Source organism: Allomuricauda sp. F6463D (assembly GCF_023015965.1).
Taxonomy (GTDB): Bacteria; Bacteroidota; Bacteroidia; order Flavobacteriales; family Flavobacteriaceae; genus Flagellimonas.
Map to the genome: position 1 here is coordinate 73,928 of NZ_JALKAN010000001.1, position 13,439 is coordinate 87,366.

Annotated in this window: 8 protein-coding genes; 2 read left to right on the forward strand and 6 right to left on the reverse strand. The window is 40.4% G+C overall.

All coding sequences use genetic code 11. From position 1 onward, the window contains the following. The first annotated feature begins 288 nt into the window (after positions 1-288). Both MWU56_RS00290 and MWU56_RS00295 read left to right on the forward strand, forming a co-directional pair. On the forward strand, positions 289-915 hold the full coding sequence (locus MWU56_RS00290; protein ID WP_247041046.1) for a carbonic anhydrase: 627 nt from the start codon (positions 289-291) through the stop codon (positions 913-915). A gap of 12 nt (positions 916-927) precedes the next feature. Then, a complete protein-coding gene (locus MWU56_RS00295) occupies positions 928-1,407 on the forward strand; it encodes a carbonic anhydrase (RefSeq protein ID WP_247041047.1) in 480 nt (159 codons plus the stop codon). Between the two features lie 1,278 nt (positions 1,408-2,685). Here MWU56_RS00295 and MWU56_RS00300 read toward each other — a convergent pair. From MWU56_RS00300 to MWU56_RS00325, 6 genes are all read right to left on the reverse strand, one after another. Further along, a complete protein-coding gene (locus MWU56_RS00300) occupies positions 2,686-3,468 on the reverse strand; it encodes a hypothetical protein (RefSeq protein WP_247041048.1) in 783 nt (260 codons plus the stop codon). 12 nt (positions 3,469-3,480) lie between these two features. Further along, positions 3,481-4,983, reverse strand: coding sequence for a SusD/RagB family nutrient-binding outer membrane lipoprotein (locus tag MWU56_RS00305; protein ID WP_247041049.1), 1,503 nt, complete (start codon positions 4,981-4,983; stop codon positions 3,481-3,483). 12 nt (positions 4,984-4,995) lie between these two features. Continuing rightward, positions 4,996-8,052: a SusC/RagA family TonB-linked outer membrane protein gene (locus MWU56_RS00310; RefSeq protein WP_247041050.1), complete on the reverse strand. Its 3,057-nt coding sequence runs from the start codon at positions 8,050-8,052 to the stop codon at positions 4,996-4,998. A gap of 549 nt (positions 8,053-8,601) precedes the next feature. Continuing rightward, positions 8,602-9,531, reverse strand: coding sequence for a helix-turn-helix domain-containing protein (locus MWU56_RS00315; RefSeq protein WP_247041051.1), 930 nt, complete (start codon positions 9,529-9,531; stop codon positions 8,602-8,604). A 277-nt stretch (positions 9,532-9,808) separates the two neighbouring features. After that, positions 9,809-11,041: a PepSY-associated TM helix domain-containing protein gene (locus MWU56_RS00320; protein WP_247041052.1), complete on the reverse strand. Its 1,233-nt coding sequence runs from the start codon at positions 11,039-11,041 to the stop codon at positions 9,809-9,811. 54 nt (positions 11,042-11,095) lie between these two features. Next, positions 11,096-13,411 carry a TonB-dependent receptor gene (locus MWU56_RS00325; RefSeq protein WP_247041054.1) on the reverse strand — a complete coding sequence of 772 codons (2,316 nt, stop codon included), beginning with the start codon at positions 13,409-13,411 and terminating at the stop codon, positions 11,096-11,098. Positions 13,412-13,439: the final 28 nt, after the last annotated feature.

Below are 13,439 nucleotides of genomic sequence, written 5' to 3' on the forward strand. Positions count from 1 at the left end.
GGTTAATTAGTTCACGCCATTAATCGCAAAGTGCATAAACATAAAATAATAGGTGTAATTATATTGTAACTTTTTGATATTTAGATATTAAAATAAAATATTTGAGGTGATGATAACACCGAAGTAATTACTTGGCTTAGGGATTTCGAATCTGGACGCTGTTTATATATTTTACTTATATTTAAAGTAAATTGGAGGTACAAAAATGTATTTTGATTTGTATATATAAATTATTGGCAAACAAAGCAATGCATAATTAAAATTATAATTTTAATTAAAACTAATATTATGAAGATTGAACACGTTTTTGAAAACAACCAAGAGTGGGTAAATCAAAAATTGAATCTAGATCCAAAATATTTTAAGAAACTATCAAAAGGTCAAAACCCAGAAATTCTTTATATAGGATGCTCAGATAGTAGGGTTACATCCGAAGAATTAATTGGTGCGAGTCCCGGAGATGTTTTTGTGCATAGAAATATAGCAAATATGGTTCCAAACACAGATCTAAGTTCCATGTCGGTAATTGATTATGCGGTTTCACATCTTGAAGTGAAACATGTAGTCGTTTGTGGACATTACTATTGCGGCGGTGTTAAAGCAGCCATGCAATCTGCTGATTTGGGCATATTAAATCCATGGCTTAGGAATATCAGAGATGTGTATCGAATTCACGATAAAGAATTGAATTCAATAGAAAATGAAGAAGAGCGCTACAAACGTTTAGTGGAGTTAAATGTACAGGAACAATGCATTAATATAATTAAAACTGCAGCGGTTCAGAAAGCATCGATTGACCGAAATATAAAGGTTCATGGGTGGGTTTTTGACATCTATTCGGGAAAATTGATTGATTTGAAAATTGACTTTGAAAGTATTCTCCATGAAATTATGGAAATATATCGTTTGGCTTAAAAACTTTGTTTTATGCATAACCTTTTTTTAATTTGTCCTGACTGCTATATAGAACAGTCAATTAGAGCTAAATACGGAAATAACAGTTTTTTCCTCACCGCTTTAGGGTCAGTCTTTGGCATTGAAACTTTTGAATATGTAGAAGAAGTCAGTCAATTCATTTCGAATGAAGAAGTTAGTTCAATATTTCTCGTCAATGATTATAAATGCTCTTTCATTCAAAATGCTTTGTTTCATAAAAATGATTTCAACACCAAATCAGAACAGGTATTAAAACTTCTTTTAAAGTCTAATAGAGAAGATATTACCTCAATGAAATCAGTTGATGATAAAGCGATTAGATTAGCGAAATTAAATATTTACCGGCAGGCATTTGAGATAATGGAAGTCGCGTTTATTGGAAATAGAGTCCAAGACGGCCTTATAAAAGTAATTGGATTAGTCTACGATAGGGATAAAGACAAATTTGATGAATTTCGAATAAAGAAATGAAACCGATCACCACATTGCAGATCTGTTAACCACCCATTTCAGGGCGCATGCGTATATGAAAGCTGTTGTGCCTAATGTCTAAGAAAATGACTTATTAAAAGCAATTTTCAATTCTGAATTTTAAAACAGTTTATCCATAAAGAATAGAACCCATTTGAATTTGGTCATGAGGGTCCTACGAAATTTACATGGATTTATATCAACAATTATAGAATTGGACAAGCCGAAAAGAATATTCAAAATGGGCTGCATAAATGTGTGAAATTAGTAGGTGCAAGAGCCAAATAAAACATAAAGTTGACAGTGTAGCGGCATTAATACGGTTTACAATTTTGCGTTGAAATCAGATTTTCGAAAAGGGATAAACCTTGGGGCAGACGACTATTTGTCCAAGCCGTTTAAAGAAGTCGAACTGATGGATGTTATTGTTACCCGCCTGTCGAAGGAAGACTTCCAAAAACCAATTTCACTCAACTTCTATAGGATTATCGCGAGGTTTCCAATAAGTTTATCAAGTTGATCTCGAACAACCTTTTATCGGTAATGATTTGAATCATTCCCAAATCTAGCCAGTTGTATTAAATTAGTATGGGAAGTACACCGAACGACCAACTTGGATTTCCAAACGCTATAATAATGGTACCAAACTGTCTGAATTATCCGCTGGGCCTTTTGATATTTTACTGGACCTTGGCGTAGCATCTGACCACACCATAGTTTTTACGTATAACTTAATCGAGGGCGATTTGTTTTAATCATGAGAAGAAATGACAGCGATTTGAATAAGTTGGAAGATAAATTTATATTGATGAAACTATTAAGTTATAGCTTAAAATTATAGGAATTTTCATTTCTTAAACAATAAGCTCAACCAATCTAAATCATTACGAAAATAGTTTCAGAGTACCATCTATTTTTGGCACGAACTTATTCCGGTTTGGCACGTTCAAAAGCAAAGAATGACTGAACCGAATTTAATGCGTTATTGCCTTATGTTTAGGATCATACTCGTAATATTATCAATCTCACTTACAATCATCTTGAGCGCATTCCATGCCGATATTTGATTTAACAGTTAGGCTGATATGTTTAATTTTTCCACGAGAAGGTAGTATGCTAAGTCCAGTATTTTCCACATGATATGCATGTGAAACGCTTGAAAAGCTAGATGTCCGAATAAAACTCTTTATGCTGCTTATTAAAAAAGGGAGGCAAAGCCTCCCTAAATCAATTAAATAACTAAATCAGTAAACCTAGATCATCCTTTCTAGATTATCTTTAATTTCTTCTGGTCAAAATCATTTCCCTTTCGTTGAAGAAGGTATCAACGGTGTAAAACAGGGTGATGTCGCCTGTTTCTTCGTCAACAGATCCATGACCAGAATTAGCAATTCCAAAATTACTTGGAATATCACCGCCCACCACGGTCAGGGTACCACATACGTCGGTAATAAGAATTGCAAATTCACTAGTGAAGGCATTGTCCCCACTTATGGAGAACACCCCTTCGCTGACCTCGCTGATCGTGACATCCCTAGTTTCCCCATTGACATAGGTATAATCCCCCACAATATGAGATTCACAGATTGCCTGAAGGGTAATCTCCGTTCTATTGAAATCCGCAACATTTTCTGAAGCACCATCAATTTGGAGTATGACCTTTTTGGGGTCAAAGGCATCAAGGTTCTCGGAAATGATCTCCAGCGAAAAAATTCCTTGACCGGTACCTCCAGGGATTGTTATTTGAGAAGTCGCCGGTAATGCATATTCAACACCTTCTTGGGCTGTGGATGCGGCATTTACAGATACACTTACCTGGACATCCTGGCCCAATGGTGTTCCATCCCCTCCCAAGACCGCAATGGGCACCTCCAGAGTGTAAACAGGATTTTCTTCGGTCTGTAAAAAATTTTCAATTGTTTGTTGTGCTGCAAATTGAACAATATGGGGACCTTTTCCAAAATCAGTGACATCATCATCAAGAATACAGGAAGAAACTGTGACCCCTATGAGTAAAAGGCCCATCAATAATTTAATCTTGCTGTTTATTTTTTTATACATAGTTATTGAGCTTTAGTTCCAAAATGGTTGTTGTGTAAATGCATCTTGAGTTGTTTGCTGAGGTACGTTATTTGAATTACGCGCAATCTCCGATGCTGGATATAATAGTCTTACGGGCCTTGTCCCATTGGATTCAACTGGGACTGGAAGGTCAGCGGGAAAACCAGTCCTAATTTTTTCTATCCATAGTTCAATGGAAGAGGTCCCATTCAGGGCAACCCATTTTTGGGTAATGATGGCTTCAATCTTATTTGGGGATGAACTCCAGGACACATTTTTGATAGGTTGATCATAATAATCAATAGCGCTTTGCATTGGGTCTTCGACCCCCAATCTTGCAAAAGATTCACTGATTGCCATATGGTACAATTCTTCCGCTGCCGCATCACCACCAGGCAAGTATCCCCTTGCCGTTGCTTCGGCCTGTAATAGCAAGCTCTCTTCCAAGAGCATTATGGGTTGGTCCTGTTCCGCGTTGATCAATAATCCAGGTCCAACTTTTGAAAGATCGTTGGAAGTAAAACCACTTCCAGGGAGTACAGTTGACTGTTCCACTCCTTTATATTCATCATTGGATGCAGATGTGGTATACAATCTTGCAATTCGGTCATCATTGGTATCCAATAAATAGTTGATGGTGAAATCACTCGCCACGGTAAAATCCCCTCGATCACTTTCTTCATTGGTAGAGGGCAAACGAAAATACCCATAGAATGGGCTTTGTTTGTCCTCATTGTCCGAATAGCCGGGATTTGCGGAAACCGTCATATCAATGTACCCTGCACCATTTTGATCGATCAAATCAATCTGTTCGTTGATATAGGAATCTTGCCCCGTATTGCTCAAGCGTACCAACATTCGTAATTTTATGGTATTTGCGAACTGTAACCAGTGACTGACATCACCATTGAATATGATATCTTGGCTTCCTGGATTTTCTGCATTTTCAGGCAAATTCTGTAAAAGTTCCACTGCAGCAGTCAAGGCATCGATGTTTGCGTTGTATACAAACTCCGCGTCATCATAAGTTGGAGTGGTATTTTCCCCTCTCTTATTGGCTTCGGTATAAGGCACATCACCATAAAGATCTACCAAATACTGGTATTGGTATGCTTTCAATACCAATGCTATGGCCCTGTACATGGTATAGTCAATTGCACCTGTTTCGTCTTCAAAATGTTCGATATACGTAAGATTCTTAAGGATATCCACATATGAGGTTTCAAATACGTTGGAAAAAAAGTTTGACGTCACATTATATCTCGCAAAATCAGCATTGGCGGACCAGTTGGAGGGGGTAGCCCAATTGTATGCCAAGAAATTTCCCAGATAGGTCATACTCGTGGCATTTAAATTGGCCAGACTTTGTTCAGCTACCGGAAGTGTCAAACTTGGGGTGGATACTGGGGGATCGTTCGGATTGTCATTGACATCCAAGAAATCATCGCACCCGATTACGGTCATAAAAAATACAGTCATCGCTGTAATTCTTAGAAATATCATTTGTTTTTTCATCGATTAATTTTTTTAAAAGGTTACCGTCAAATTCATACCATACTGCCTGGTCGGGGGTGTTTGGGATTGTGTTCCAACACCAATGGCATTACCTGTGGTAAAATTGAATTCCGGATCAGTATATATATTATCCTTTGGGCGAAGGGTCAACAGGTTTCTGCCAAACAATCCAATGCTTAGGTTTTCCACGGCCAATCGCTCCAATATTTTTGGACTGAACGTATAGGAGAGCGCCACTTCCCTTAATTTAAGCGTGGTTGCATCAGTTACATAATTTTCCTTTACCTCATTGTAGGCATCCCAAAACGCATTGCCGCCTCCGGAAGTCAGTCTGTTGGTGTTTGCCACGAATCCTCCATTACGATCTGAGTAAGATGAGTTTGGAAATACGAATGGTTGTCGGCCAGCTGTTACACTATGCTGTGTCAATCCAGTAAACTCCAAGGCATTTACAATATCGTTAAAGAAAACATGGCCGGTCCTATAATCCGCCACGGCATATAACTTCCAATTTTTATACTTTATGGTGGTATTCAACCCTACTATATAGTCCGGTGTGGTTTTACCTTGGATTTGGTTTTGGCTGTCTTGGATAGGGTCACCATCGTCATCAACAATAACCCTCCCTTGATTATCTCTTAAATAAGCGGTTGTCCTGATTTGTGGGTAGGGCTCACCAACTTTAGCAATGATCTGTGCGGAAGCAAATCCTCCGATGTCCAATTCATCCACGCCATTGGCCAATGACAAGACCTTTGATTTATACCCAGAGTAGTTTATACCCAAATCCCATGAAAAATCAGTGGATTTCAATAGGGTGCCGTTCAGGTCAACTTCCAGCCCGAGATTTTCAATTTCACCAATGTTGATAAGGCTTGAGGCAGCTCCGGATGCAAAAGATACATTGACCGGTATTATCTGATCGGTTGAATTGGTTTTATAAGCGGTCGCATTTAAGTTCAAGCGACTTTTGAACATGCTTAGTTCCATAGCTGCTTCAATGGAAGTGGTGAACTCCGGACTAAGGTTTGAATCCGGGTCCCTGCTTGATTGTGACAATCCCGCTGTGGAGCCATATGGGAAATTATCAGGGGCAAAGAATATCCCTTGGGTAGCATAGATTCCAGGATCGTTTCCGGTCTTGGTAATATTAAAACTGGTTTTCAAATAGTTTATGCCCTTGTCCCCGGTTATCGCGGGAAATGCGTTGGATGCAACAAAAGAGACACCGGCACCGGGATAAAAGAAAGATCTATTGTCTTCGGGCAAGGTGGAGGACCAGTCATTTCTGGCTGTGGCACTCAGAAATAAATAGTCTTTGTAGCCTATGGTAAGGTCACCATAAACACCAACTTTTCTGAAGAGTTCAGTGCCTTCCGATCCCACAAGATCTCCTGTCCTTGTTGAAACATTATAGAAATCGGGAATGATGAGGTTGGCCCCATTGACCCTTATTTCCTTTCGGGTAGTAAGCCTGGTGTTGTGTCCCAAGGTCAACTTCGTATTGATGTCTTTGGTAATATCCTTATCAAACCTGAGGATGAAATCATTGTTCAAGCGAGTGGAATTGACCATGGCGTCCTCTGTCCTGGCACCATAAGGATCAATTTCAGAATAAGTTTCCTGAAGATGAAACGCATAGGTAAAGGCTCCAAATTCCCGTTTGAAATTTTGTGAGCTTCCTGTATACCCCGTATTTAGGGTAGCGGTCAACCAATCGGTTATTTGATAGGATGCATTGACCAGTAAATTAAATTCTTGAAGATCTGTTTTTTCCCTTTGTGTATCGACAATGAAATAAGGGTTTTCATAGAAGCGATAATAAGAAACCTCGTTGCTGGTAAATTTTCCGGTCCGCCAATTTTTCATTTCACTGAGGGGTATGTGCAATGGGGTATTTAGCACATTCCAATAGAGGGGACGGTCCTGACGACCCCCACTACCCACAAGATTGGCATGTGACCTGAAAAATGACAAATTACCACCAATTTTGAATTTACCATATTCACGGCTAGCCTTTAACCGCGCATTGGTTCGGTTATATTGATCCTTTGGTACCGTCCCACTGGTGTTGGTCTGGTCCAAGGAGAATAAAAAGTCACTGTTCTCGTCCCCACCGCTTACAGTGATTCCGTGCCTTGTGGAAAATCCGGTCTCAAAAAAGTTTTTATGGTTATCCGGAATAGGGCTGAAGGGGACTAAAAATACCGATCCATCATCCAAGGTTTCACTTGCAGCGACCATTCTTCCATCATAGCGTGGTCCCCAGTTTACATTTTCCAAAGGCCAAAGGGTCCCATCAGGAAATCCTCCAACGCCAAACTCATCCTGCAGCTCGGGCAGGTAGGAAACCGTTTCGAATTGGATGGAGTTGTTATAGGTAAACTGCAATTTACCTTTCCCTTTTTTGGTCGTAATGACCAAGACCCCATTTGCCGCCTCAGATCCGTATAGTGCAGAAGCGTTTGCCCCTTTTAAAATACTGACATTATCTATATCATTGGGGTTTATTCTATCCAATACCCCTCTTGATGATGGAAATCCATCCACAACGATCAAGGCCTGGTTGTTTCCAAGTAAGGATCTGTTTCCCCTTAAAACGACCCTGGTATCAGGATTTACCCCATTGTTCAAGGTGTTTATCTGTAAGCCGGAAACCTTACCGACCATGGCCGTAGCTACATTTACGGCTTTGGTCTGGGTGATATCGTCATTCCCCAAATTGTCAATGGAATAGGACAATTCTTTTGGGTTTCGTTCAATACCCAAAGCGGCAGTGACCACCACTTCCTGTAAAGCTTCGGCACTTTCATTAAGTTGTACATCAATGATATTGGAACTGCCTACGCTGATTTCCTTTGTTTCCTGGCCGACATAGGAGAAAACCAGAACTTGGCCTTCAAGGGCGTTGATGCTATAATTCCCATCGAAATCCGTCAATGTTCCATTTTGGGTCCCTTTGACAAGGATGTTTGCTCCTGGCAACGGTAAGGAATATTGATCCGTCACCTTCCCGGTGATTCTTTTTTCCTGTGCCTGGGCATGGGATATGCCTATGAAGACAAGCATCAGAATAACAAATTTGATTCTCATAGAGTTTACATAATTAAGTTAGACTACTTTTTGCACGACTCCGGGGAAAGCACTGTTACCTAGTATGGAACTAACTCAAAAAACTCAACTTAATATGGACTTGGTCCTTCTTAACTTGTAAAGGCTTCAATGCTGACCCCGAATGATTGTGCACTGCAAATGAAAAGGTGGTGGAGCTAACCTATGTTTATCAAAAACGGGATTAACCATATTACCGATGTAGATTAACGGATTTATAATCATATTGGAGATAACAGGGAATTATCATTTCATGGAGCTATACGGTGTCACAAAGTTGTGTGGATACGATGCGTTTTTAAAGTCTTTTTATTGTAATGGGATAGAGGAATAATCCATGCAACCTCTTTACCGTGACATATAGGATCTTTGTTTTATTGGGACTTATAAAATGAAAATTTCCGATTATATCTGTAGCAATTTAAAGTGATAAAAAATTATTTATCCAGAGAGTAATGGAAGAAAAACATAAAGCATCAGGCCTTATCTGGAATAGGGTACAAGAGGTTAATGATTACAATTGTATAATTCTGGGAGTTTTTTTTGATTTTTTCGATACTGGGTCGGGGTACAGCCTTCAAATTTTTTAAAAGCCTTATAAAAAGATACCCTATTGTTAAAACCCGCTTGATATCCAATATCTGTTACACCGGAATACCGGTCTTGCCGAATAAGTTCCTTCGCCTCGTTGATACGAAACTTATTGATATAGTCGTAAAAGCCCAACGCGTAGTTTTGGTTTATGGTTTGGGACAGATGATATCTTGTAATGGAAAGTCTTTTGGCCAGATCTTCAAGGTTTAGGTTATTGTCAAGGAAAGGTTTCTCTTCGATCATCAATCTGTCCAATTTATTGACAAACTGAATCATGAGCTCTTTGGATAATCCAGAATTAACATATTTTGCTTCATTGTTGTCGAGATAGGAATCCTTTTTGGATGTATGTATTTTCTTGTAGAATACCAATGTCAAATCCGTAATTATCATTACGAAGCTAGCGAATACATAAATGGAAGCAAGACTGTAAGCCAATATTGTCTGGCCTAGATCGGTAATCCAATGGTCCATGTTGACCCCAAAAAAAACAATGAACAGTGCAAAATATAAACCTATGGCCTTATATGTGAAAATTTTCTGTGCCACTGTCTTTACACCTTTAAAAGAATTAAATATCAGGACAAAGGATAATGCGGTATAAAGCATCAAATAGGAAATCTGGATAATACCGAACCAATTTGACAGTTTTGGTGAATAAAACCAATTGAAAACCCCACTAAGACCGAAATATACCAAGGCAATGGCAAATGGGGTGAAATGTACTATATCCTTTTTCGTCAGTTTATTACATATTCTTTGCTTGATCAAAACATGAATAAGTGGAGCTAGGATCAAGGAATAAAAAAGTAGTGTTCTATTAAAATTTACGTCTACAGCCAACTCCAATATGATTAATTAAAACGTATAACGCTATCGCAAAACAAGATAGACTTCAGTTATATCTATAGTACCTAATAAAGGCAGGTTATCCAATGGTATGCCCATTGGTATCCCAAACCATCGATAGGTACGTTGTTTCATTAGATGTTCCATACAGGTTTTGGTTACAATATTTTAAAGAACCATTGGAAAGCCCTTTTTTCAATATAAACGGGCTTTTCATTTGAAAATAAGGGAATACAGTCATGTCCCCCGACCCAAGTCCTAAGTTCTAGTTTTAACCTTGCTTTGGACCAGAAATCCTAATAAGATCAAAATGAGGCTCATTCCGAACAAGGGAAAAACTATGCCTAAAACCGTCATGGCAATTATTGCACCATTGACCGGGCCAATTTTTTTTTGGCAACTTAGGCGTTCCCCATTGCCCGCTCTTTTTTCGTAGGCTATAGGAAACAAGGGCAGCAATCGCCATAATCGCCACCACCAATGCTATGAAAAGCATCAAGTACCAATTCCATGGACCAAACTGGCCTTGGTGGAAAGCCATGAGCCACATCCTACCCCGCATCAGCACACCTACATCGGACCATGTCTGTTTCAAAATTAGGTCGCCACTGTATTGATCATAGTGATATTTCACCTGGCGTCCAAGGTCTTTGTAATACGTGTTGAATATACTGTATGTACTTGATTCATTCTTTGGTAATTCGATGTTGGTCTCCCCCGGAAGATTCAGGCTTATTGCAATGTCAACGATATCATCCAAGAGTACTTTGCCACTGATTTTTTCCGATTGCAGACCAATTCCTGACCAAGTAGGGGGATAACCGGTATGGGTCACTTTCTGGATCCATTTAAAATTATTGCCCACAATATCGGTCCATGGAAATGCTCCGGCCAGGACCAGTAACAACAATCCAGAGATCCAAAATCCAATAATGGAATGAAGATCTCGGAAAAAAATACGCCGACCTGCTTTTGTCCTGGGAAGGATTAAGGCCAATAATCCTTGTTTGGACGAAGGCCAAAATATATAGATACCGGTAATGATCAATACAATGAGCCAGCTGGCCACCAATTCAACGATTTTAGTACCAAAACGCCCCATAAGAAGTTCACCGTGGATTTTTCGGACCTTGTACATAGATCCTTCTTGGGTTTTGATCTTACCGGTTACCTTACCCTTATAAGGATCGATGAAGAGGCTGGATTCCCGGGAAAATTTCCCGGATACAAATTCCGTGGCCCTGTCCTTTTCCAATGGTACTTTCATGACATTGGGACTTTTGGATAGCTCCTTGCATGCCATCTCCCATTGCTGTTGATAGGGTATGGGAATCCCCGATGCCTCAATCTTCTTGATCGGTTCATATACCTTTTTTTCGTAATCATGGTTAAAAAGATAGATGCCCCCGGTGATGGAAAGCACAAGGATAAAGGGGAGCGTTATGAGTCCTGCAATAAAATGCCATCTCCAGAGCCATTGGTTCAATAATCTGTTTTTTTTCATGTATCCAAATCTTGGGGTTCCGCCTGGCTACACCCTGGTAGCACCCAATCCGTTCTAAAAAAAGTATCGTATGCCTCCATGCAAAGCTAAAGGGTTACCTATAGAGTAGCTGTTCTGACCTGTGAAACTACTATAGCTTGCACTGGCAGCATACAGTTCGTCAAAAACGTTCAACACATGCCCCCAAAGTTCGACATGCTTAAAATGGTAGGTGGCACGTAAGTTGAAAATACTGTGCCCCTTATAGGTGGCAGTACCCAAAGTGCCATCACCATGGTCCACCTGTCCTTCGAAACTTGTTGCGTAGCGACCCACCAATTCATGCTCCAGGGTAATACTCATTTTGTCCGATGGGCGATGGGTCAACCGGGTAGTTCCCAATAACTTTGGGGCCGTTTCCCTGTCCGTATCGGAATAATCGGACCCACCGTCAAAAAAACTAAGATATCTGTGTCGTGCATAGCTGCCACTGTGCGACAGTGTCCATTTTTGGGTAGGGGTGAACCTTAGTCCATATTCAAGACCATATGACCTTGTCCGTCCTGCATTTGTATTGATGATGGTATCATCTACGTCCCTAATGCTGATTAGCGTGTTCTTTCCATTAAGTAGGTATAGGGATACATCAAGTTTTATTCGCTCCGACAAGCTTAAATACCCACCGATTTCATAGTTGTCGTAGATGCTGGGCCTAATATCCATAAGAACGTTCCGGTTACGGTACAGTGTCGATACCTGTGGTGGGGAAAAACCTTGAGAATAGTTCGCATAGATTCCAGATTGTGTCCCAAAATTATAGTTCAATCCCAATTTGGGTGCAAAATTATCATAGGTGTCCTTGGAATCGTCCGGACCGACCCCGATGGCTAGATTTCTATAATCGTATTGAAAGCGGTCGTAACGGATCGCGGCTGTCATCTTCATTTTTCTCATGGGTATGAATTCGTACTGGGCAAAACCTGCATAGTTAAGGATAGCGGCTTCGTAGTTCAGGATATAATTTCCATGCTGTACTGTAAAATCACTATTTCTTCCAGTCTCCGTATCCACGGTCACTGACGTAGCTTCCGCTATATAGTCCTGAGGGGAATAATCGATGGTCCCCCCGAATACCATTTTGGAATCTAGCAACCCAAAATCTGTTTTGTGTTGGATCAAGGCCATATAACTCTTGTAATGGTTGGAGTTGATTTCTCCTGAACCAAGACCCGTGAGTATACCCTGTTCCCTGAACTGCGCAATGCGGTAGGAGGGAATCTGGTCCATCCGGTTGTTTCTAAAAACAAGGTTGAACGAAGTCTTGTTGCGAAAATTCCAACGGGTCTCCAGAGTACTCCGAATACGAAACGCCAGAGCTTCCCGGTCCGTAAAGGTTTGGTCGCTCTCGAAATTTTCAGATGAATAATCTTCTTCACTGAGGGATCCTGTCATATCAGAACGGTAATCGACGAGGTCCAGGACATTTGTCCATTTTAGGCCATTGGAGATATCCAATACGGTTTTGAAGGTCAAGGCCATTTTTTCATAATCACTATGTTGAATGGGCCCATTACTACGCTGTACATATTGGGTACCCAGATAAAAGCCCAAATTGTTGTTGGGTGAGTCGGAAAGTTCAAGGTCATAGCGCAGAAGACCGAGGTCGTTTCCCTGTATCCCCAAATTTCCACTGAAGTACTGCGTAGGTTTCTTGGTAATAAAATTAAAACTTCCCCCAATGGATTCACTTCCATAAATGCTCGAAGCTGGCCCCTTGAGGACTTCGATTCTCTCATAGGACAGGTCGTTCATTTCCAATAGGGCATTGTGGTTAAAAACGGAAGTCGGGCGTATTGGCAGACCATCTTCCAAGTATAAAAAAAGTGCTTTGGTGGAAATGGGAGATCGGACAGACATCATGTGCTGCTCATTGCTAGCAGTGCGAGAAGTCATCATAAATACCCCTGGAACCTGGTTGACGATCTGGTCGATGCCAAAAGCTTTTGTCTCCGCCAAATCCTTGGTACCGATAACATTGATTGCCGCGGGTACCTCAGATCGCTTTTGATTTTCCCGATTCCCAGTGACCACCACCTCGATCAAACTTGTATTCTGCTCTTGGAGGATAATTGGATTGGTTCCATCGCTTAACAATAGCACCTTTGTCTGGAAACCCACATGGCTAACTGTTACCTTGGGATTGTCAAGGGCTATGCTAAAATAGCCATCCATATTCGTTATGGTACCCATGGATTTATCCGAAACGGATACGATGTCCACGCCCATGAGTGGAACTAGATTTTGGTCGGTCACCCATCCTTGGTATATGGTTTGGGCGTTTCCGACCGCCCCTGTCAATAAGGTGACAAGGACAAATAATATTTGTTTCATTTATCTTATTGTTAAGTAATTGGATTAT